We start from the raw sequence: 20,552 nt of genomic DNA, 5'->3' as shown, positions 1-20,552 counted from the left end.
CCTTCGTCATCCTGACGAAAGTCGGACCCAGAGCCAAAAGCGCCATACCCCGTAACCCTGGGCCCTGACTTTCGTCAGGATGACGAGGGGGCGTCAGGACGCGGGCTCCCCCCGAAACCGCTGTCCTACACACCCCGATCCGGCATACCTGATCGGTCCTCTCGCAACGAGGATCGATCATGGCGAATGCACCCACCCCGGCCGACCCGCCCCCGTGCTACATCGCAACGCGCGCCGTGCCCGCCCCCAGGCCGCGATACGACCCGCCGATCTCCGACCACCTCCCAGACGCGGTCCGCCACGTCATGGCCTGGCAAGCGCATGTCGACGCCGGCCGGATCGGCACCCGCATGCCCGTCTCGCCCGAGATCGCCGCCAACCGCGACCGCTGGACCGCGCTCGCCTGGACCATGCGCAAGTGACCGCCGCTCTCCAGGAACACGGCATCGACGCGCCGCCCATCGACGCCTTCACGCGGCAACATCGCCAGCGCATCGACGGCTGGTCCCCCGAGCGCCAGCGCGGCTTCCTCGAACGCATCGCCGAGGGCGCCACCGTCGACGAGGCGACCGCCAGCGTCGGCCTGTCGCCCCGCGCCGCGTACAGCCTGCGCCGTCGCGCAGCGGGCGCGGCGTTCGCGCTCGGCTGGGACGCCGCCAAGCTCGTCGCGCGGCCGATCGTCGCCGAGGCGCTGTTCTGCCGCGCGATGGTCGGCCAGATCGAGCGTCTCACGAAGCCCGACGGCGACGTGATCGAACGCCACCGCTTCGACAACCGCCTCGCCATGTCGCTGCTCGCCCGGCTCGATCGCCATGCCGAGGAGAGCGAGACCACCAGCGCCGCCGCCCGCCTGATCGCGACCGAGTTCGACGCGTTCCTCGACCTCGTCGAGCGTGACGCAGGGCCCGCCCGCGCCGGCCTGTTCCTCGGCGAGCGTGTCCGATCGTCCGACGCAGGGGAGGGAATGGCGCCGATCGTCGCGCTCGCCCGCGCCGACCGCTGGCTCCGCGGCGGCGCCGGCCTCGCGTCGGAAATCGATGTCACCGATCTCGACCCCGCCGCCCGCGCAGGCTGGACCGCCGAGCAATGGGCGCGCGCGGAGGCCGCCGGCCTGCTCAGTCTCGCGCCCGAACCCGTCGCCAAACCCGCGTCCCCGAAACCCGTTCCAGCGTCTGCACTTTCTGCACTTCCGGCGGTCGAGCCCGACGGTCCCGACGGCGAATGCCCGGTCTGGTGGGACGACGTCACCTGTGCCTGGCGCACCCGCTTCCCACCGCCGAGCGACTATGACGAAGAGGACGGCAGCAATTTCGGCGACGACGATTACAGCCGCGACTGTTCCGAGGAGGAGGTGATCATCCTTGATGCGCCGCGCGACCGCGAAACCGCCGAGCGGTTCGTCGTCGAGGGCGCGGACCGCGACAGCTGGTTCATCGGCTATGCGGTGGACTGCGGGCTGATCGGCGATGACGAGGTCGACGCGGCGGCCGCGACCGATGCGGCCCGAGTCGCGGCGCTCGCCGATATGTTCGATCCGGAACGCCCGAGCGAACCCGACCCCGAGTTCGAACCCCGTGACGATGCTTCGCCCGGCGCCGACCCCGGCCAGTCGCACGGCGCGGCCGATCTGGCGCCGGCCTTTGCGGACCCTGCACCCAAATCCGCCACCGGGCGTTCTCCCGCCATACGCCTCATCAACGGAGACCCCCCATGAGCATCTTCAGCAAGATCAAGTCCGCCATCTTCGGTGAGCACGGCCCGCTCGGCAGCGGCCATTTCGGCACACCCAAGGCCGACGCACCGGCTCCAGCGCCCACGCCGCAGACTACCGCAGCCCAGCCCGCGCCGACGACGGCCGCACCGACTCCGCAGGCGGCCCCCGCCGCGCCCGCCCAGCCGGTCGACGTCGAGGCCGTCCTCTCGGGCATCGCCTCGAAGAAGGGCTCCGATCTCAACTGGCGCACCTCGATCGTCGACCTGATGAAGCTGCTTGATCTCGATTCGAGCCTCGACAACCGCAAGGAGCTCGCCACCGAGCTCGGCTATACCGGCGCGAAGGACGGCAGCGCCGAGATGAACATGTGGCTGATCAAGGCCGTGATGCGCGAGTTGGAGAAGAACGGCGGCACCGTGCCCGCCAATCTCAAGGACTGATGTGGGATAGGCGCCGGCAACCAAACCCCGGCGCCGATCATTACGCTCTCGATATCCACGAAAAGGACACGAAATGCGCGTTGCGATGCTGGGCCTGCTGGCCGCCTCCACTCTGGTCGCCGGCTGCGTTGGCGACGGCGGCAGTCGCTACGGCGCCGACCCGCGCTATCGGTCCTACGACTATAACCGGCCGGATCCGGCGTACAACGGCTACGATGCCGGCCGCTATTACCGCGACGACCGCCGCTACCGCGAGCGCCGCCTGTCGCAGAACGAGCGTGTCTATCGCGGTAACGACGGCCGGTATTATTGCCGCCGCAACGACGGCACCACCGGGCTGATCGTCGGCGGAGTCGCGGGCGGCGTGCTCGGCAACGTCATCGCGCCGGGCGGTTCGGGCCTGCTCGGCACCGTGCTCGGGGCAGCCGGCGGTGCGCTGGCCGGGCGTGCCATCGACCGCAACAGCAACGAGACGCGTTGCCGCTAAGCCGCTCGACCGGCACCGAAATATCGGTGCCGGTCGTCGCGAAGTATTGCTGCTTCGGGATGGGCGCACGAAAATATTAGTTGCGTAAATCGACGTGTTTCTTGACCCATTTTATCGGCAAGATTTGCATTTCCGGCGGTCTTGGCCCATATGGTGCTCAGCTACAGTCGCATATCGACGGTTCTTGGCGCTTTGCGGCACCTTTCTCCTTCTTTCCCTGCTCCGCGGCACGGGCCGCCCGAACGTCGGGTTGCCCCATACTAAGAAGGAGCCATCTCATGGCTATCACCGGAACCGTAAAATTCTTCAACGCCGACAAGGGCTATGGCTTCATCGCGCCGGATGGCGGCGGCAACGATGCATTCGTGCACATCACTGCGGTTGAGCGCGCCGGCATGCCGACGCTGAACCAGAACCAGCGCGTCACCTACGAGCTCGAGCCCGACAAGCGTGGCAAGCAGTCGGCCGTGAACCTCCAGCCAGCCGATTGATCTCGCTGGCGGATTACGGTCCGCCAACCTGATCTCGGTTGCGATGCGGCGGCCATAACGGCCGCCGCATCACCCCTTTGAAAATTCCCGCAGGAGCGCACCAGCATGGCCGATAATCCAGAATTTTACCGGGCCCGCGCTGATGAAGAGCGTCGCAACGGCGATGCCGCCCTCCTCGACAACGTCCGCGACCGCTGCCGCCGCGCCGAAAAGGCCTGGGACGAGATGGCCTCGCGCGCCGAGCGCACCCAGGTCCTCCGCGCCGCCCGCGAAGCCGCCCCTCCCGGCGGCGAGCGCATGAACATGATGAACGTGATGGTCGCCGCCGAATAGGCGCACCCGCGATCACCGCGATGCGATCGACGAAGCAAAAGAGCCCGGGTGCCACCAGCGCCCGGGCTTTTCTGCATCAAGAGGCGGCCGAACAGGGCGGGTTGAGTCCTGGGACTCTCGATCCCTCATACCCATCCTTTGGGCTACACTCGAGAGAACTGCATGCAACCGCAATTCGGCGAAATCCAACGGTACTGGATTTGACAAATTTAGCCCGGAAACCAGTCCGTGATAGCCAACCTGTCGGACGGTCGTGCGCCCCAAGCGGCGGAAGTCGCGCCGCTCCAAGCGGCGATGCCTGGAACCCATCGACAGCCGGTCTGAACCGGTAAATCCGCTCTTTTCGCGCGTTATGTCGGCCGCTTCAGCTTTACTCAGGAATCCAGAATCTCCGTTGCCGCCTATCGATAGAATATGGCCCGCGGAACAGTGTGCCCGTGAACCAGTCGGTGATCATAGTTTCAAGCAGGTAGTCGTCATTCCCGCGCAGGCGGGAACCCGTAATGGCAAACCTCGCGACGTGATCGCCGACGCGTGAGCATATGGGTCCCCGCCTCCGCGGGAATGACGATGGTTAGGTGACAATGGGTATAACCACGGAACAGTACCGAGCGACGGAGCAATCTTGGCGCTGCCGCACCCGAACACACTGAGTGTCGGTCGGCGCTATTTCAACGGCTTCCCCGAATCCTTCCAGCGATCCAGGATCTGCGATTCGGGCGGCAGCATGTCGTCGGCAACCGGCGCGGGTGTAGGGGGGGGGGACTTCGTGGACATGGCGCCCCGCTGAACCGACGCCATCGAGACAGCCGGGACACTCGGTGTTGGAACGGTATCGGCCGCGGCGATGCCTGCAGCGATCATCGCCGGTGTGGGTGGAGCGATCGGTGCCAGTGGGGTGTGCGGCCCCGGTACGGGTTCGCCGCCGCCATAATGTTGGCTGAACGCGGCCGATGTTCCCCAATACCCCTTCCATCGGTGGAAGAAATGCGCGCCGACGACATCGGTCATCACCATGCTGCGGTTCCACGCCGGGGTCACCGCATAGGTGTGATAATGCGTCGCCAGTCCGACCGGCGCGTAGACATAGCCAGACAGCGCCATGCCCGCGGTCCGCGCCGCCCGCATCCACGCCGCGCGATTGGGAATACGCGCCATCGCGCCATCGCACGCAAAGCTGAACTGGCAGCCGGCATGTTCGGACCCTTGATACACCACGCCGCACACGGTCGCCGGAAATGCCGGATGACGCGTGCGATTGAGGATCACCTGCGCGACGGCCTGCTGGCCGGCATCGGGTTCCGACGCCGCTTCGTAATAGATCGCGGCGGTCAGGCACTGCACCGCGCGGCCGCGATCTATCGCCGAGATGCCGGTCGTCGAGAACGGGCGGGCGGGGACGATACCGACGTCGATCGCCGTACCGGCGGGGATCGGCAGGTCGGGAAGATCGATCGTCCCGGTCACGCCGGCAGCGGGCGCGGCGGTTTCCTGCTTGTCTGACACCATTGGCAAAGCAGTATCACCCGGCAGGGTCGAGGCATCGGTGCGATCAGCCTTGACCGCGCCGTGGCGCGCGATGGCGCGCAGTGCGGCCTGCGCGGATATCCCGGCGCCGATCACCAACAGCACCGCAACCATGCCCAACCAGATGCGGCGCATCAGCCGAAATGTTCGCATCTGAACCCGCAACCGACTTACCTCGCCTCTGCCCGACCGCCGCGGGAGAATCGGAGCATAGCCGATTATGCCGTCGCGAACTGTTCCGTATTTACCGTGCGTCCCGTCTCGGGACGCCCGGCATCGTGGCAGGAATTGCTTACCGCAAGGTTGGCGTGTCGAGGTTCAAGGCGGCTTCGGGAATGACTTCGACGTTGGGATAGGCTTTGCGCAAGGGAGCGATGAACTGCTTCGCATCGCCGACCACGACGATGCTCGCTGCCTTCGGGTCGAGCAGCGCGATCGCCGCCGCCTGCGCGGCCTTTGGATCGACCGCTCCGACCGCGTCCGTGAAGCGTTGAAGTTCGCCCAGCGGTACGCCGTTCTGGACATACGCGCCAAGAATGTTGGCGACACCGGAGGTCGTCTCGATCCCGCGTCCGAAATTGCCGATCAGCACGGCTTTACGCGTGTCGAGCTCGGCCGCCGGGACGGGGGCCGACCCCATCCGGGTCATCTCAGCGGCGATCAGTGTCACCACCTCCGCGGCGGTCGGGTTCTTGGTCTGGGTTCGCGCGGCGATCGTCCCCTGGGTCTTGCCCGCATCCAGCGCGCTGCCCGCGCCGTAGGCCAGCCCGCGCTTGATCCGGATCTCCTGGTTCAGCCGCGACGAGAAGCCGCCGCCGAGCACGGTGTTGCCCACCGCCAGCGGATAATAGCGCGGGTCGGCGCGTTCGATGGCCGGCCGCGCGACGACGACGCCCGCTTGTCCCGCCTCGGGCATGTCGACGACGATCACGCGCGGTTTGGGATACACGACCGGTGTAGCCTTCGGTGCACCTGCGCGCTTTGTCGTCCAGCGGCCGAACTGGGCCTCGGCCAACGCCTTGGCCTTGGCGGCGGTGACGTCGCCGACCATGATCAGCGTCGCCTGGTCCGGCTCGAAGCTGCGCGCATAGGCCGCGGTGATGTCGTCGCGCGTGATCGCTTTCAGCGATAGCGGAGTTCCCCCGCTGGGCGCACCATAAGGCGATGCGCCAAGCACCGCCCGGTCCGCGACGAGCCCGGCGACCTGCGCGGGGTCCTTGAGCGCCAGCGTGACCGCGTCGACCTGCTGCGTGCGTGCGCGCTCGATCTCCTCAGGCGCAAAGGCCGGGTTGATCGCGACGTCGGCGAGGATCGCCATCGCCGGCGCCAGCTGGTCCGATTTCACGGTCACGTCGACCGACGCCCCGTCGCTTGCCGCATCGCTGCCGATCACACCACCAAGACCTTCGATGGCGCGCGCGATCTGCGTCGCGGACCGCGTCTTCGTACCCTTGGTCAACAGGTCGGCCGAAAGGCTGCTGACGCCGGCACGGTTCGCCGGATCGGTCGCCGTGCCACCAGCGGTCACGAGATACGCAGTGACGATCGGCAGGTCGTGCCGCTCCACCGTCACCAGCCGCATGCCGTTGGCAAGCCGCGTCTCCACCGGTTGCGGGATCGTCGGCGATACCGGTGCGCTTGGCGCGGGCGGCTGGACGCGCTGGCCTTCGAGAGCAGGCGTGACGATCTCGATATTTGCCGGTGCCTTTAGGTCGGCAACCTGCACCGTCGGCGCCACCGCGATCGTATCCGCGATACCGCCCGCAGGTTTAGCGGCAAGTGGCATGTAACGGATCGTAGCGGACTGATTTTCGGCCAGATATTTCCGCGCGACCCGCTGGATATCCGCCGCCGTCACCCGCGATATCGCCGCCAACTGCTTGTCGGCCGCCGCCGGATCGCCATCGATTAGCACCGCTGCGGCCAGCGTGCTCGCCTTGCCCTCCGCAGTCTCGCGCGATTGGATCGACTGGGTCAGGATCTCGTTCTTCGCCTCGGCCAGCTCGGCCGCCGTCACTGGCGCGTCGCGGAACCGGGCGATCTCGCGCTTCAACGCGGCCTCACCCGCCTCGACCGTCTTGCCGCCTGCCAGGATGGCATAGACGATCATGTTGCCGGTCGCCTGCTTGGTATCGAGCATGGCTTCCGCGGACTGCGCCAGCTGGTCGCGGTACACGACGCTTTCGTACAGCCGTGAACTCTCGCCGGTCGCCAGCACTGCTTTCAGCACGGTCAGCGCGGGAATATCCGCGTCACGGTCTGGCGGCAGGTGATAGCTGACCAGTACGGCAGGCAGCGGCGTGTTCGGCTCGTACACAGTCCGCGTCACCGCCCTGGTCCGCGCGGGCTCGGTCACCGTCACGCGAGGGATCGCGGCGGTGGGCTTCTTGATCCTCGCGAAATACTGGTCGACCCAGCCGTTCAACTGCGCCGGATCGAAATTGCCCGACACCACGAGGATCGCGTTGTCCGGCCGATAATAGGTCGCGTGGAACGCCCGGACGTCGTCGATCCCGGCGGCTTCGAGATTCTCCAGGCTGCCGATTCCTGGCCGCGCATAGGGATGAACCTGGTAGGCGAGTTCGGGATAATAGATCGAAAACAGCTTGCCGTACGGTTGCGCTAAAGTCCGCTGGCGCAGTTCCTCCTTCACCACGTCGCGCTCCGACCCAAAGCTCTTGGGCTCGACGACGAGGCTCGCCATCCGATCGGCCTCCGCGAACAACAGTCGCTGGAGGTGGTTCGCCGGGATCACCTCGTAATAATTGGTGTAGTCGTCGTTGGTCGACGCGTTGTTGTAACCGCCGACATCCTCGGTCAGCCGGTCCATCTGCTCCGACACCAGGTTGCGCGTCGACTTGAACATCAGATGCTCGAACATGTGCGCGAACCCGGATTTGCCCTTCGGGTCGTCCTTCGAACCGACGTCGTACCAGACCTGCACCGACACGTTCGGCGTGCCGGTATCGCGGATCGCATACACGCGCAGGCCATTCGGCAGCGTGCGCTCGGTATAGGCAAGCGGCTTTACCGAAACCTGCGTCGGGACAGGTGCGGTCTGCGCTACCCCCGCTACGGGAAGACATGCTGCGGTCAGCAACAACGCGGAGCGGAGGAGGCGCATGGAGATCCTTACTTGTTGCGGTTCGCGAACAGCACCGCGCCTGCGATCGCCGCGGAGCCGATGCCGACGCCCAGGCCGATCTTCGCGAGCGGCCAGCTCTTGGCCTTCTCGGCGGCGTTATGCGCGGCGGCTTCGGCCTGCAGCTTCGCCTCCTTCGCGGCGGCGAGGATTTCGTTCGGGGTGTCGCTGTCGATCTTGATCGTCACTTGGGCTCTCCTTCACTCTTCCGGGCATACACGCCACGGAAATCATTCGCGAACTGTGTCAGCGTCCCCGAGGCGATAGCCGCCCGCAGATCCGCCATCAGCGTTTCGTAGAACCAGATGTTATGCTCCGTCATGAGCATCGCGCCAAGCATTTCGCCCGACCGGACGAGATGGTGCAGATACGCCCGCCCCCAGGTCGCGCAGATCGGGCAGGGGCAGGCGGGATCGAGCGGCCCCATGTCCTCGGCGAACTTCGCGTTGCGGATGTTGATCGGGCCGGTGCGCGTGAAGGCCTGGCCGGTGCGACCCGAGCGGGTCGGCATGACACAATCGAACATGTCGATACCACGCTCGACCGCACCGACAATGTCGTCCGGCTTGCCGACGCCCATCAGGTAGCGCGGCTTGTCGACCGGCAACTGGTCCGGCGCGAAGTCGAGGCACCCGAACATCGCCTCCTGGCCCTCGCCGACCGCCAGCCCGCCGACCGCATAGCCGTCGAACCCGATATCGATCAGCGCATCCGCCGATGACTTGCGGAAGCCCTCGTTCAGCGCACCCTGCTGGATCCCGAAGATCGCATTGTTCTCGGCATGATCTTCGCCCGCATCGAACGCCGCGCGCGACCGCTTCGCCCAGCGCATCGATCGCTCCATCGCCGCGGCCTGCACTTCACGTGTCGACGTCGTCGGCACCAGTTCGTCGAACGCCATGACGATGTTCGAGCCGAGCAGCCGCTGGATCTCGATCGACCGCTCGGGGCTCAGCAAATGTCGTGTGCCGTCGAGGTGCGACTTGAACGAGACGCCCTCCTCGGAGCGCTTGGTCAGGTCGGCGAGGCTCATCACCTGATAGCCGCCGGAGTCGGTGAGGATCGGCTTCGACCAACCCGAAAACGCGTGCAGCCCACCTAGCCGCGCGACCCGCTCCGCGCCCGGCCGCAACATCAAATGATATGTGTTGCCGAGGATGATGTCCGCGCCCGCACCGACCACGTCGGCGGGCTTCATACCCTTGACGGTCGCGGCGGTGCCGACCGGCATGAACGCAGGCGTGCGGATGTCGCCGCGCTGCATCGCGATGACTCCGGTGCGTGCCTTGCCGTCGGTGGCGGAAATAGTGAAGTCGAAGCGGGGACGGGTGGTCATATTACTTTTTCTTGCGGAGGCCGTAGCGATCGCCGGCTGGCGCGCCGCGGATGGTGATGAGTTCGGCGCGGGTCAGCAGGCCGTCCTTATCGCGGTCGAACCGCACGAAGAATTGCGCGAACCGCGCCTGGAGTTCGACGAGCGTGATCCGGTTGTCGCCGTCGCGATCGATCTCGAACGGGCTCGGCAATGCGTTGCGATCGCCGAGCCACGCCTGCGCCCAGTCGGCATAGGCAATGTACCCGATCGATCCCGACGCAGCGCCCTCGGCGGTCGCATAGCTCCGAGCGACGCACGCAGTCAGCTCGGTCTGCGTCACGCGGCCGTCACCGTTCGCGTCGCACGCGGCGATGAACAGCGCGGCAGGCTCGGCGAAAATCGTCGCGGGCGGTTGCGGCGCGCCCGCGGGCGGCGGCGCGGCCGTGATAGCCTGAAGCAGAGCGAGAGCGAGCAGCATGCCGCCCGTCATGGCAGCAGAAGCGAGGCGTCGCCATAGCTGTAGAACCGATACTTCTCAGCGATCGCATGGGCGTACGCCGCCTGCATCCGCTCGCGGCCCATCAGCGCCGACACCAGCATGAACAAGGTCGAGCGCGGGAGGTGGAAATTGGTCATCAACCCGTCGATCCCGCGGAACCGGTATCCGGGGGTAATGAAGATCGCGGTATCGCCATCGAACGGCCGAATGACGTCGTCCTCACCGGCTGCACTCTCGATCAGTCGCAGCGACGTCGTCCCGACCGCGATCACGCGACCACCGCTCGCGCGCACCGCGTTGAGCCGATCGGCGGTGGCGGCATCGATCCGGCCCCACTCGGCGTGCATCCGGTGCTCGGTCGTATCGTTTGCCTTGACCGGCAGGAACGTCCCCGCGCCGACATGCAGCGTCAGCGTCGCGTGACCGATCCCCGCCGCGTCGAGCGCCGTCATCAACTTTGGCGTGAAGTGTAACGCCGCGGTCGGGGCGGCGACCGCCCCCGGCTCGGACGCGAACATCGTCTGGTAATCGTCCGCATCGCGCGCGTCGGTCGGGCGCTTGCTGGCGATGTATGGGGGCAGGGGCATGTGGCCCGCGCGTTCCAGCAGCAGCTCAACGGGCTCGTCGCCAGCGAATACCAGCGCGTAGCTGCCGTCGTCCTCGCGATCGACCGCCGCCGCGCTGACGCCGTTGCCGAACGCGATCACGTCGCCGTCGTGAAGCCGCCGCGCGTTGCGGATGAATGCCCGCCACCGACGCGGGCCCTCGCGCTTGTGCAAGGTCGCACCGATCTTCGAATCGCCGCGCCGTCCTTCGAGCTGGGCGGGGATGACGCGCGTATCGTTGAACACGAGCATGTCGCCTCGCCGCAGCAACGACGGCAGGTCGGACACGCCCGCATCAAGGGTCCGATCACCTTCGAGCACCAGCATCCGTGCAGCATCGCGCGGCGCCGCGGGGCGCAGCGCGATGTTGTCGGTCGGCAGGTCGAAGTCGAAAAGGTCGACGTTCAACGGAGTCTCACTTCTTGGCAGGCGCCTTCTTGACCGGCGCCTTGCGGGCCGGCGCGAGCTTGGGCTTCGCCGCGTTCGGGCCCGAAGCCGTTCCCGGCAACGTCACCGGCGCACCGAGCGCAGGCGCCGGCGGGCCAGCGACATACGCCGGAGGATTGTCCGCCGCGATATAGGCATGGACGATCCGCGACGGGTTCGCCGGCGGCTCGCCGCGCTCGATCGCGTCGACATACTGCATCCCGTCGATCACACGGCCGAACACCGTGTATTTCTTGTCGAGGCTGAGGCGCGGCTGGAAGACGATGAAGAACTGGCTGTTGGCGCTGTCCTCCTTGTCCGAGCGGGCCGCCGACACCGCGCCGCGGACGTGCGGCAGGTAATTGAACTCGGCCTTGAGGTCGGGCAGCGGCGAGCCGCCGGTGCCGTCGCCCTTGGGATCGCCACCCTGCGCCATGAAGCCGTCGATCACGCGGTGGAACGCGAGGCCGTCATAGAAATGCTGGCGGGTCAGCGTCTTGATCCGCTCGACCATCAACGGCGCGACGTCGGGCCGCAGCCAGATCGTCACGCGGCCGCCGGTCGACAGATCGAGCAACAGCAAATTCTGCGTATCGGTCGTGAGCGGCGGCGTCAGGCGCGCAGGCGCTGCCACGACATCCTTCTTCTGCGCAGCGGCTGGTACCGTGACGAGGCACCCGAGCAACGCGAACATTCCGACGAAAAAGCGCATCAAATTCCCACTCGCAAGAGGCCCGGCGCAACCAGGCTGCCGCCACTTAGAGCAAATCCCCGCTTGCGCCAATCTGAACGTGCGGGGCTGCTGACGCCGAACTGCTCCCCTTCCTGCAAGGGAGGGGCCGGGGGTGGGTCCGCCCGCTTGAGCCTCAACGGTCCAGTCATGCGGCACCCGACCCACCCCAACCCCTCCCTTCCAGGGAGGGGCGAAGGAGGTCAACTCCCCTTGCGGCCGATCTTCTCGACCCGCGCGACGACCTCGACCCGCACCGATTCCGGCACGAACTTGGCGATATCGCCGCCGTACAGCGCGATCTCCTTGACCAGCCGGCTGGCGATCGGCTGCAACGCGACGTCGGCCATCAGGAACACCGTCTCGACGCGCGGATTGATCTGCTGGTTCATCCCCGCCATCTGATATTCATATTCGAAATCGGCGACCGCGCGTAAGCCTCGGACGATCACCTTGGCACCCTGCCGCTCGGCGAAATCCATCAGCAGCGAATCGAAGGCGACGACCTCGATGTCGCCGCCGATGCTCGCGACCTCGCGGCGCACCGTCGCCATCCGCTCCCCGATCGTGAACATCGGCGACTTAGACGGATTGGTGGTGACGCCGATCACCAGCCGGTCGACCAGCTTCGCGCCACGCCGGATGATGTCCATGTGACCCAGGGTGACCGGATCGAACGTGCCGGGATAAACGCCGATTCGCGGTGTCATTGCGCTCTCCTAGCGGTCGCGTTCGAGCACGTAGCGGGCGATATCCCGCAGCAGATCGGCTTCCTTGCCATAGCTATGGAGATGCGCGATCGCCTGGTCGACCAGCATCCGGGCCTGTTCGCGCGCGCGCTCGGGGCCGAGCAGCGACAGAAACGTCTCCTTGCCCGCCACTTCGTCCTTGCGCAGCGACTTGCCGACCACCGCCTCGTCGCCCTCGGCATCGAGCAGGTCGTCGGCGATCTGGAACGCGAGCCCCAGGTCGTGCGCATAGCCACGCAACCCGACACGCCCCTCGGGTGGCAGGCGCCCGAGGATCGCGCCAGCCTCGACCGACGCCGAGATCAGCGCCCCGGTCTTCATCTGCTGCAACCGCGTGACGGTGGTGAGGTCGAACCGCGTATTTTCGGCCTCGATATCCATCTTCTGCCCGCCCGCCATGCCGTTGGGGCCGGCGGCGCGCGCGAGATCCTGAACCAGTTCGATGCGGACGAATGGATCGGGATGCGTCGCGGGATCGGCGAGGATTTCGAACGCCAGCGCGTGCAGGCAATCGCCCGCCAGGATCGCGGTCGCCTCGTCGAACAGCTTGTGCACGGTCGGCTTGCCGCGGCGCATGTCGTCGTCGTCCATCGACGGCAGATCGTCGTGGATCAGCGAGTAGACGTGGATCGCCTCCAGCGCGGTCGCGGCTCTTGCGGAACAGTCGCGTGATACGTCGAACAGGTTGGCGGTCGCGAATACGAGCAGCGGCCGCAGGCGTTTGCCGCCGCCGATCGCCGCATGACGCATCGCCCGGTACAGGTCGTGACGCGGATCGGCGGGGATCGCCAGCAACTGGTCGAACTGCCGGTCGATCTCCGCCGAAACCTCGGCGAGCGCGTCCTTCAGCGTGGTGGAAATCGCTGCCACCGGCTCAGCCTGCCGCGAACGGGCGCACGCCCACGGGCTTGCCCTCGCCATCGAGCCGGATCGCCTCGATCCGCGCCTGCGCCGCGTCGAGCCGGTCGGCGCACCGCTGGCGCAGCTTGTTGCCACGCTCGTACAGCTCGATCGCCTGCTGGAGCGGCGTATCGCCACTTTCCAGCTTACCGACGATAAGCTCGAGTTCCTTCAATGCATCCTCGAACGCGAGGTCTTCGATCGGCGTGTCCATGTCCGCCGCTATGGCGCAGGCACGCGATGGGGGTCAAGGACATGGCGCGCGTGTTCAGCGCAGCCGGTTCACGGTCCAGGTATAGAGCACGGACACGCCGACCAGGCCGAAGTCGACCGCCGCCTGCATCCGATGCGGCGCGGGATCGCGCACGTCGTGCGTGACCAGTCGCAGATCGACGGTAGGATGCCGCACGGCGATCGCGGTCAGCGTGACCAGCCCCGCGATCAGCAGCGTCCCCTTGTGATTTCGCATCGTGCGTCCCCCCGGCAATACGCGGGATCATGTCGCAAATGTTGCGCGGCGACAAGTCGACCGTCAAACCTCGGCAGCGGTCAGTCGGGGGTCAGGCGGGGGGCAGGCGGGGGTCAGGCGGCGATGCACACCGGGGCTTCGCGTGCTCGGTCGCGCCCGGCGGCCTTCGCCGCGAACAACGCGCCATCGGCGCAGTGATACAGGTGCTTCCAGTCCTTCTCGTGCAGCAACGGCCCGGTGCAGGCGCCGATGCTCGCGGTCACCACGATGTCGAACGGCATCCGCTGACGGCGCAGGCGATCGAGCACCGCGTCGGGCGAGACGGCGTTCGCCGCGTCGAGCAGGATCGCGAATTCCTCGCCGCCGATCCGCGCGACCAGCGCATCCGCCGGCACCGCGTTGCGCAGCGCGCGCGCCACTACGCGCAGCACTTCGTCGCCGCCGTCATGGCCGATCTTCTCGTTGACGCGCTTGAAGTGGTCGACGTCGGCGATCAGCAGCATCTGGTCGCCCGGACGGCCGATCGCACGCGTCAGGAACGCGCGACGATTGAGCAGTCCGGTCAGTGGCTCGGTATCCGCCAGCAACCGCGCGGCAATCTCCTGTTCTCGGGCCTCGTCGCGCTCGACGCTCAACAGTCGGATCCGATACGCGATCGCCAGACTCGACAGCATCGATTCGAGCGCCATCGACAGGATTGTCGAATTGTCGAGCCACAGGCTCCATTTCAGCAGGCCGAATGCATTCGCGACGCGCAGGCCGGCCACCGCGATCGGCACGCTCCATGCCAGCGAGAACAGCCACAGGAAATGGCTGCGCGTTCGCCAAGCGTTGTAAAGGACGGTGGGGATCAGGATCAGCAACGCGAGGTAGGCCGTCGCGAGCAACCTATCGAGCACGTGGAAATGCCACGGTGCGCAGGCTGCCCACGCGGTTGCGCTGCTCAGCAACGCGACCATCACCCAGGTGCTCGCGGGTCGCAGCCATCCTGCGAACACCGGCCGCTCGAAGAACGCGCGCGCGAACAGCAAGGCCGAGACGGCGGACCCGGCGAGGAACAGCGTGTTCAGCCGCTGCCGGTCGTTATTGTCGAGGGTGGGGACCATCTGCCCGAGTGCTCCCGACGACGTCAGCGCATAGGCCAGCAGGCACAGCACCAGCAGGCAATAGGCAGGCTGGAAAGCCTGGCGCAGCGCCCCCCACAGAGCCAGGTTGTAGACGATCAGCGCCAGCGCCATCCCGCCAAATGCGCCGTACAATGCCGCCAGCAGGATTTCGGTAACATCGCGTTGTTGGTGGTCCGCGATCGCAGGGCCGAGGATCAGACCGCGCAGGTTCGCCGCGCCCTCGATGTGCCAGAGCAGCCGGACCGGCGCGGAGTCGTGATACGGGATCGGCTGGACGATCACCGCGCCGAGCCCGAGCAACTGTCCTGCGGTGCGCGAGGTGAACCCGGTCTGGCGGATCGCGCCATCGGCATACAGGACATACAGCGTGACGCGGTTCACCCATGTGCTGCCGATCCGTACGGTATCGGCCCGCGTCGTATTTGCGGGCAGGGGCTTCGACACCACCCAGAAATCGCCGCCGCCGAACCCCGTCTGCGGTGTGGTGCAGTCGAACGCGTCAGGGTGCGCGAACAGCATGGCCGGCGTTTGGCTGGGTAATGCCGGACGCACGCATACCGACACGGGCGTGCCCGTGATGGCAGCGGCCGGAGTCGCGAAGGCAACGCAGAACGACAGCGCCACCGCGCCGATCATCCATCGCAGCCATGCCAAACGTTCCATGCCGCCACACTAGCACCGCTTCCCCAATTATCGGTAAACGCGGTCCATTTTGGTTGTAAATTGTTCCTCGCCAGGGGGCGCGAGGCGTCGGAGGGGGCGGGCACTGAACAGAGGCGACCGCGCACTGCTCCCGCCGTGTGGAGAGCGTGAGCCACCTCCCCCTGGCTGGGGAGGATAAGAGCGGTTGACCGATATGAATCTGGGACAGCCATATCGGCCGTCCTACTTGTCGTGCGAAACTTGTCGGCCCTATCGGTCGAGCACTGGCACCTCCCCGGCGGAGGCCGGGGTCCAGTTGGCAAGGTCGCAGAAACGGAGCGTTGCGCGTCGTCAGCTAGGTCCCCCAACTGGACCCCGGCCTCCGCCGGGGAGGTGAAGTACCTTTAGGGCATACGGACCGACATGTTCGATAGCAGCATGCGCTTCTTATTCTCTCGCGAAGGCGGGAGCCCAGCCTGGATCCCCGCCGTCGCGAGGGAAAAACGCTTCTCTCGATATGAGGGATAGGACCGAAGCCAGCCCAGGTGATGCGGTGACCTCGGCAAGTTCAGGGCCATCACGCGGGAAGTCGACCGCCAGGAACGGTCCCCTTCAAAACACCCGCTACATAAAAAAGCCCGCCGCCGGATCGCTCCGACAGCGGGCTCTTCATCTCAATCGCAACCCAAGACTACTCAGTCTCGACGGTCTCGACCTTGCCCTTCTTCTTCGGCTTCTTCGGCGCGGCAGGTTCGATCGCGAACGACAGCGCGCCGTCCTTCATCTTCACCGTCACCTCGCCGCCATGCACCAGCTTGCCGAACAACAACTCCTCGGCGAGCGGCTGCTTGATCTTTTCCTGGATCAGGCGGCCCATCGGCCGTGCTCCGTACAGCTTGTCATAGCCCTTGGTCGTCAGCCACGCCTTCGACTCGTCGTCTAGCATGATGTGCACGCCGCGGTCCGCCAGCTGCAACTCGAGCTGGAGGATGAACTTGTCCACCACCCGCGCAACAACCTCGGTCGGCAGGTACCCGAACGGCACCACCGCATCGAGACGGTTGCGGAATTCCGGCGTGAACATCTTCGTCACAGCCACCTCGTCCTCGCCCTCGCGCGACAGATTGCCGAAGCCGACCGTCTCGCGCGCCATGTCGCTGGCGCCCGCATTGGTCGTCATGATCAGGATGACGTTGCGGAAATCGACCGACTTGCCGTGCTGGTCGGTCAGACGCCCGTTATCCATCACCTGCAACAGGATGTTGAACAGGTCCGGATGCGCCTTCTCGATCTCGTCGAGCAGAAGCACGCAGTGCGGGTTCTGATCGATGGCATCGGTCAGCAGACCACCCTGGTCGAACCCGACATAGCCTGGGGGCGCACCGATCAGACGGCTGACCGAATGCCGCTCCATATATTCGGACATGTCGAACCGCTGGAGCGGGATGCCAAGGATCGTCGACAGCTGCTTGGCGACTTCGGTCTTGCCGACACCGGTAGGCCCGGTGAACAGATAGTTGCCGATCGGCTTCTCCGGCTCGCGCAGACCCGCGCGCGCCAGCTTGATCGCCGACGACAGCTTTTCGATCGCTGCATTCTGCCCGAACACCACGCGCTTCAGATCCGTCTCGAGCGTAGCGAGTGCCAGCTTGTCGTCGGTCGAGACCGACTTCGGTGGGATGCGTGCCATCGTCGCGATGACCTGCTCGATCTCCTTCGGCGTGATCGTCTTCTTGCGCTTGTTCGGCGGCACCAGCATCTGCATCGCACCGACCTCGTCGATCACGTCGATCGCCTTGTCCGGCAGCTTGCGGTCGTTGATGTACCGCGCCGACAATTCGACGGCCGACTTGATCGCATCGGGCGTGTACTTGACGTTGTGGTGATCCTCGAACGCCGAGCGAAGGCCAGCAAGGATCTTGATGGTGTCCTCGATCGTCGGCTCGTTCACGTCGATCTTCTGGAAGCGCCGCAGCAGTGCGCGGTCCTTCTCGAAGTGATTGCGGAACTCCTTGTACGTCGTCGAGCCGATGCACCGGATCGTGCCACCGCTAAGCGCAGGCTTGAGCAGGTTCGAGGCATCCATAGCGCCGCCACTCGTCGCACCCGCACCGATCACGGTGTGGATCTCGTCGATGAACAGCACCGCGTCAGGCAGCTTCTCGAGCTCGTTGACGACCGCCTTCAGACGCTCCTCGAAATCGCCACGATACCGCGTACCCGCCAGCAACGCGCCCATGTCGAGCGAGTAGATGATCGCCGGTAACAACACGTCGGGCACATCGCCCTCGACGATCTTCCGCGCCAGGCCTTCCGCGATCGCGGTCTTGCCGACGCCGGGATCGCCGACATAGAGCGGGTTGTTCTTCGACCGGCGGCACAGGATCTGGATCGTGCGATCCACCTCCGGCCCCCGCCCGATCAGGGGATCGACCTTGCCGTTCTTGGCCTTCTCGTTGAGGTCGACCGTGAATTGCTTGAGCGCGCTTTCCGTCTTGCCCTTCTCCTGTCCCTTGGCCGGCTTCTCGTCGTCCGCACCCTTTGGCGTGGATGCTTCGGTCGCCTGCTGTCCGCCCTTGCCGACACCGTGGCTGATGAAGCTGACCGCATCGAGGCGGCTCATGTCCTGCTGTTGCAGGAAATAGACGGCATAGCTCTCGCGCTCGCTGAACAACGCGACGAGCACGTTGGCACCGGTCACTTCGTCGCGGCCCGAGGACTGGACGTGGAGAATCGCGCGCTGGACGACGCGCTGGAACCCGCTGGTGGGCGAGGGATCGGTCGCCGCATCGACCTTCAGCGCATCGAGTTCGCTGTCGAGGTAGTGCGAGACGGTGTTCTTCAGATCGCCGATCTCGACGTTGCACGCGGTCATGACCTTCGACGCATGTTCGTCGTCGATCAGCGCGAGCAGCAGATGCTCCAGCGTCGCATATTCGTGACGCCGGGACGATGCCGCCTCGAGCGCCTTGTGCAGCGTGGTCTCGAGGGCGGGTGCAAATGATGGCATTTACAATACTCCTGTCGGGCCGCGAGAACGCAAGCCCTTTGCCACTATGTCGGAATTGATATCGGTCGCATCAAGCACTTGAACCCGGGCCCGTCCGTTCCTGCGTCGGTTAAAGATCGAACGACCCGCATTACCCACGCCGTCATCCTGGGCTCGACCCGGGATCCAGAGCCGTAAAGGCGGACGCTCGCGAGTCTGGATCCCAGCGTCCGCTGGGATGACGAAGCGGTGAGGTCGTCCCTCATCGGTCGAAAAGACAGTGCCGGTCGATGCCGTGGCCGCAATCAAAGGCACCGCGGCGGCGGTCACCGCCTGAAAAGATCGTCGGCGATGGCGCGGTGGCTGACCGCGCGGTCCTTCTTGACCTGGCAGCGCGCGATCTCGCCCTGTAGCACGGTTATGCGTGCATCGAGCTCGGCGACCGACAAAGGATCGAGGTCCTGTCGCACGAGCGCGTCGAGCAGATCGTCGGGACGGGAGGGGGTGTCTTCCGGGTCCATAATTTCTGTAACGTTGACCCGCACCGGAGTGATGTCAATAAGGCGCGAAGTTCAAAAGGGACGTGACGAGCAGATGACCGCGATACCCGAAAACAATTCGAATAACTTAGGTTTGCCTGACGTCATGAAGGCGATCGATCCGGAACAGCCGGGCGGTCCCGAAGTGCTGGTCCTCGTCGACCGTCCCGTGCCGCGGCCAGGGCCGGGCGAGGTGCTCGTCAAGGTCGCCGCGGCGGGGGTCAACCGCCCCGAAGTCATGCAGCGCCAGGGCAAGTATCCGCCCCCGCCGGGTGCGCCCTCGATCCTCGGCATGGAGATATCCGGTACGATCGTCGCGGTCGGCGAGGGCGTCGGCGACGAACAGATCGGCCAGCGCGTCTGCGCGCTGATCTCGGGCGGTGCATACGCGGAATACGCGGTCGCACCGTTCGGCCAATGCCTCCCCGTCCCCGAAGCGCTGACGATGGTCGAAGCGGCGGCGATGCCCGAGACGCTCTTCACCGTCTGGACCAACCTCTTCGAGCGCGCCTACGCGATGGAAGGCGATACCGTCCTCGTCCACGGCGGCACTTCGGGCATCGGCACGATGGCGATCGGCCTGTGCAATGTGTTCGGCATCGACATCATCGTCACCGCCGGCTCGAAGGCGAAGTGCGAGGCGGCGCTCAGCCTCGGCGCGACGCACGCGATCGACTACAAGTCGGAGGATTTCGTCGAGCGCGTGAAGCAGATCACGGGCGGCAAGGGCGTCGCCGCCGTACTCGACATGGTCGGCGGCGACTACGTCCCGCGCAACCTGCAATGCCTCGCCGAAGACGGCCGCCACGTGTCGATCGCGGTCCAGGGCGGCATGATGGCGACGGTCCCCCTGTTCGAGATCATGCGCCGCCGCCTGACGCTGACCGGCTCCACGCTCCGTCCGCGCGACACCGCGTTCAAGTCGTTGGTCGCAGACGAACTCGCCCGCACGGTGTGGCCGCACGTCGAGGCCGGCAAGCTGAAACCAGTGATCGACCGCACCTTCGCCTTCGCGGACGCACCGGCGGCACACACGCGGATGGAAGCAGGCGACCACGTCGGGAAGATCGTCCTGACGATGGGGTGAGGGGGCAAACTCCTACCAACCGCACTGCACCACCCCGGCGAAGGCCGGGGCCCAGTTGGGAACGCTGAGTAAGGAAGCGGCGCGCTTCGTTATTGCCACCTCTCCAACTGGGCCCCGGCCTCCGCCGGGGTGGTGGCCTCGAAGCGCTACCCGACCCAAAACTTGTTCTCCCGCGAAGGCGGGAGCCCAGTCTGGATCCCCGCCTTCGCGGGGAAACATGCTGACCTTGTTCCAGCTGTAAATACGATAGATCCGCTGACTTGGAACAGTCACCAGACTGCGACCACCCTGTAACAATACTCGGCTAATACTCGCGACAAGGATAGTTTTGCGGGGGCAGG

21 protein-coding genes are annotated in these 20,552 nt (G+C 65.9%); 7 read left to right on the top strand and 14 right to left on the bottom strand.

Translation table 11 applies throughout. The annotated features are described in order from the left end of the window. Positions 1–179: 179 nt before the first annotated feature. The 6 genes from C8J47_RS18945 to C8J47_RS13195 all read left to right on the top strand — a co-directional run bounded on the left by C8J47_RS18945 (position 180) and on the right by C8J47_RS13195 (position 3,465). The gene (locus tag C8J47_RS18945) at positions 180–422 is read left to right on the top strand and encodes a hypothetical protein (RefSeq protein ID WP_147454329.1); all 243 of its coding nucleotides are present in this window, start codon (positions 180–182) and stop codon (positions 420–422) included. Further along, on the top strand, positions 419–1,714 hold the full coding sequence (locus tag C8J47_RS13215; RefSeq protein WP_121886023.1) for a hypothetical protein: 1,296 nt from the start codon (positions 419–421) through the stop codon (positions 1,712–1,714). The genes C8J47_RS18945 and C8J47_RS13215 overlap by 4 nt, the downstream gene beginning before the upstream one ends. Then, entirely contained in the window at positions 1,711–2,154 is a 444-nt protein-coding gene (locus tag C8J47_RS13210) for a DUF3597 domain-containing protein (RefSeq protein ID WP_121886022.1), read from the top strand. Before C8J47_RS13215 ends, C8J47_RS13210 begins: the two co-directional genes overlap by 4 nt. A 73-nt stretch (positions 2,155–2,227) precedes the next feature. After that, positions 2,228–2,641, top strand: a complete 414-nt coding sequence (locus C8J47_RS13205; RefSeq protein ID WP_183128697.1) for a glycine zipper 2TM domain-containing protein — start codon at positions 2,228–2,230, stop codon at positions 2,639–2,641. A gap of 278 nt (positions 2,642–2,919) precedes the next feature. Continuing rightward, positions 2,920–3,132 carry a cold-shock protein gene (locus tag C8J47_RS13200; protein WP_031394996.1) on the top strand — a complete coding sequence of 71 codons (213 nt, stop codon included), beginning with the start codon at positions 2,920–2,922 and terminating at the stop codon, positions 3,130–3,132. A 105-nt stretch (positions 3,133–3,237) separates the two neighbouring features. Beyond that, positions 3,238–3,465 (top strand): hypothetical protein, encoded by a 228-nt coding sequence (locus tag C8J47_RS13195; RefSeq protein WP_056047490.1) that lies wholly within the window; start codon positions 3,238–3,240, stop codon positions 3,463–3,465. Positions 3,466–4,131: 666 nt separating this feature from the next. Here the strand turns inward: C8J47_RS13195 and C8J47_RS13190 are convergent. The 14 genes from C8J47_RS13190 to C8J47_RS13125 all read right to left on the bottom strand — a co-directional run bounded on the left by C8J47_RS13190 (position 4,132) and on the right by C8J47_RS13125 (position 19,106). Then, the gene (locus C8J47_RS13190) at positions 4,132–5,127 is read right to left on the bottom strand and encodes a cell wall hydrolase (RefSeq protein WP_121886021.1); all 996 of its coding nucleotides are present in this window, start codon (positions 5,125–5,127) and stop codon (positions 4,132–4,134) included. A 157-nt stretch (positions 5,128–5,284) separates the two neighbouring features. Beyond that, the gene (locus C8J47_RS13185; protein ID WP_121886020.1) at positions 5,285–8,116 is read right to left on the bottom strand and encodes a pitrilysin family protein; all 2,832 of its coding nucleotides are present in this window, start codon (positions 8,114–8,116) and stop codon (positions 5,285–5,287) included. An 8-nt stretch (positions 8,117–8,124) separates the two neighbouring features. Continuing rightward, on the bottom strand, positions 8,125–8,322 hold the full coding sequence (locus tag C8J47_RS13180) for a hypothetical protein (RefSeq protein WP_197978314.1): 198 nt from the start codon (positions 8,320–8,322) through the stop codon (positions 8,125–8,127). After that, positions 8,319–9,470: a tRNA guanosine(34) transglycosylase Tgt gene (tgt, locus tag C8J47_RS13175; protein WP_121886019.1), complete on the bottom strand. Its 1,152-nt coding sequence runs from the start codon at positions 9,468–9,470 to the stop codon at positions 8,319–8,321. Before tgt ends, C8J47_RS13180 begins: the two co-directional genes overlap by 4 nt. A 1-nt stretch (position 9,471) precedes the next feature. Continuing rightward, positions 9,472–9,927, bottom strand: coding sequence for an EF-hand domain-containing protein (locus C8J47_RS13170; RefSeq protein WP_259467543.1), 456 nt, complete (start codon positions 9,925–9,927; stop codon positions 9,472–9,474). 8 nt (positions 9,928–9,935) lie between these two features. Then, positions 9,936–10,961 carry a tRNA preQ1(34) S-adenosylmethionine ribosyltransferase-isomerase QueA gene (gene queA / locus C8J47_RS13165; protein ID WP_121886017.1) on the bottom strand — a complete coding sequence of 342 codons (1,026 nt, stop codon included), beginning with the start codon at positions 10,959–10,961 and terminating at the stop codon, positions 9,936–9,938. Between the two features lie 7 nt (positions 10,962–10,968). Further along, positions 10,969–11,691, bottom strand: coding sequence for a peptidylprolyl isomerase (locus C8J47_RS13160; RefSeq protein WP_121886016.1), 723 nt, complete (start codon positions 11,689–11,691; stop codon positions 10,969–10,971). A 221-nt stretch (positions 11,692–11,912) separates the two neighbouring features. Further along, positions 11,913–12,419, bottom strand: a complete 507-nt coding sequence (gene coaD / locus C8J47_RS13155; RefSeq protein WP_121886015.1) for a pantetheine-phosphate adenylyltransferase — start codon at positions 12,417–12,419, stop codon at positions 11,913–11,915. Positions 12,420–12,428: 9 nt separating this feature from the next. Next, entirely contained in the window at positions 12,429–13,328 is a 900-nt protein-coding gene (locus C8J47_RS13150) for a polyprenyl synthetase family protein (RefSeq protein ID WP_259467542.1), read from the bottom strand. 4 nt (positions 13,329–13,332) lie between these two features. Then, on the bottom strand, positions 13,333–13,572 hold the full coding sequence (locus C8J47_RS13145; protein WP_056047509.1) for an exodeoxyribonuclease VII small subunit: 240 nt from the start codon (positions 13,570–13,572) through the stop codon (positions 13,333–13,335). Positions 13,573–13,626: 54 nt separating this feature from the next. Then, positions 13,627–13,827 (bottom strand): hypothetical protein, encoded by a 201-nt coding sequence (locus C8J47_RS13140; protein WP_121886013.1) that lies wholly within the window; start codon positions 13,825–13,827, stop codon positions 13,627–13,629. Between the two features lie 113 nt (positions 13,828–13,940). After that, positions 13,941–15,617 (bottom strand): diguanylate cyclase, encoded by a 1,677-nt coding sequence (locus C8J47_RS13135; RefSeq protein ID WP_259467541.1) that lies wholly within the window; start codon positions 15,615–15,617, stop codon positions 13,941–13,943. A gap of 670 nt (positions 15,618–16,287) precedes the next feature. Beyond that, positions 16,288–18,606 carry an ATP-dependent Clp protease ATP-binding subunit ClpA gene (clpA, locus tag C8J47_RS13130; RefSeq protein ID WP_121886012.1) on the bottom strand — a complete coding sequence of 773 codons (2,319 nt, stop codon included), beginning with the start codon at positions 18,604–18,606 and terminating at the stop codon, positions 16,288–16,290. A gap of 305 nt (positions 18,607–18,911) precedes the next feature. After that, on the bottom strand, positions 18,912–19,106 hold the full coding sequence (locus C8J47_RS13125) for a DUF1192 domain-containing protein (protein WP_056047521.1): 195 nt from the start codon (positions 19,104–19,106) through the stop codon (positions 18,912–18,914). A 124-nt stretch (positions 19,107–19,230) separates the two neighbouring features. Here C8J47_RS13125 and C8J47_RS13120 point away from each other — a divergent pair, with 124 nt between their 5' ends. Continuing rightward, positions 19,231–20,211 carry an NAD(P)H-quinone oxidoreductase gene (locus C8J47_RS13120; protein WP_121886011.1) on the top strand — a complete coding sequence of 327 codons (981 nt, stop codon included), beginning with the start codon at positions 19,231–19,233 and terminating at the stop codon, positions 20,209–20,211. Positions 20,212–20,552 lie beyond the last annotated feature (341 nt).

The organism is Sphingomonas sp. PP-F2F-G114-C0414 (genome assembly GCF_003688595.1).
Lineage (GTDB): Bacteria > Pseudomonadota > Alphaproteobacteria > Sphingomonadales > Sphingomonadaceae > Sphingomonas.
Note: the sequence above shows the minus strand (reverse complement) of the source record. Positions and strands in the feature narration are given on the sequence as shown.

Excerpts from the sequence above, each read along its gene's own strand:
- clpA (WP_121886012.1), bottom strand. The coding sequence starts at position 18,606 with ATGCCATCATTTGCACCCGCCCTCGAGACCACGCTGCACAAGGCGCTC.
- C8J47_RS13145 (WP_056047509.1), bottom strand. The coding sequence starts at position 13,572 with ATGGACACGCCGATCGAAGACCTCGCGTTCGAGGATGCATTGAAGGAA.
- C8J47_RS13190 (WP_121886021.1), bottom strand. The coding sequence starts at position 5,127 with ATGCGCCGCATCTGGTTGGGCATGGTTGCGGTGCTGTTGGTGATCGGC.
- C8J47_RS13120 (WP_121886011.1), top strand. The coding sequence starts at position 19,231 with ATGAAGGCGATCGATCCGGAACAGCCGGGCGGTCCCGAAGTGCTGGTC.
- C8J47_RS13170 (WP_259467543.1), bottom strand. The coding sequence starts at position 9,927 with ATGCTGCTCGCTCTCGCTCTGCTTCAGGCTATCACGGCCGCGCCGCCG.
- C8J47_RS13160 (WP_121886016.1), bottom strand. The coding sequence starts at position 11,691 with ATGCGCTTTTTCGTCGGAATGTTCGCGTTGCTCGGGTGCCTCGTCACG.
- C8J47_RS13125 (WP_056047521.1), bottom strand. The coding sequence starts at position 19,106 with ATGGACCCGGAAGACACCCCCTCCCGTCCCGACGATCTGCTCGACGCG.
- C8J47_RS13205 (WP_183128697.1), top strand. The coding sequence starts at position 2,228 with ATGCGCGTTGCGATGCTGGGCCTGCTGGCCGCCTCCACTCTGGTCGCC.
- C8J47_RS13140 (WP_121886013.1), bottom strand. The coding sequence starts at position 13,827 with ATGCGAAATCACAAGGGGACGCTGCTGATCGCGGGGCTGGTCACGCTG.
- tgt (WP_121886019.1), bottom strand. The coding sequence starts at position 9,470 with ATGACCACCCGTCCCCGCTTCGACTTCACTATTTCCGCCACCGACGGC.
- coaD (WP_121886015.1), bottom strand. The coding sequence starts at position 12,419 with ATGACACCGCGAATCGGCGTTTATCCCGGCACGTTCGATCCGGTCACC.
- C8J47_RS13185 (WP_121886020.1), bottom strand. The coding sequence starts at position 8,116 with ATGCGCCTCCTCCGCTCCGCGTTGTTGCTGACCGCAGCATGTCTTCCC.
- C8J47_RS13135 (WP_259467541.1), bottom strand. The coding sequence starts at position 15,617 with ATGGAACGTTTGGCATGGCTGCGATGGATGATCGGCGCGGTGGCGCTG.
- C8J47_RS13200 (WP_031394996.1), top strand. The coding sequence starts at position 2,920 with ATGGCTATCACCGGAACCGTAAAATTCTTCAACGCCGACAAGGGCTAT.
- C8J47_RS18945 (WP_147454329.1), top strand. The coding sequence starts at position 180 with ATGGCGAATGCACCCACCCCGGCCGACCCGCCCCCGTGCTACATCGCA.
- C8J47_RS13195 (WP_056047490.1), top strand. The coding sequence starts at position 3,238 with ATGGCCGATAATCCAGAATTTTACCGGGCCCGCGCTGATGAAGAGCGT.
- C8J47_RS13210 (WP_121886022.1), top strand. The coding sequence starts at position 1,711 with ATGAGCATCTTCAGCAAGATCAAGTCCGCCATCTTCGGTGAGCACGGC.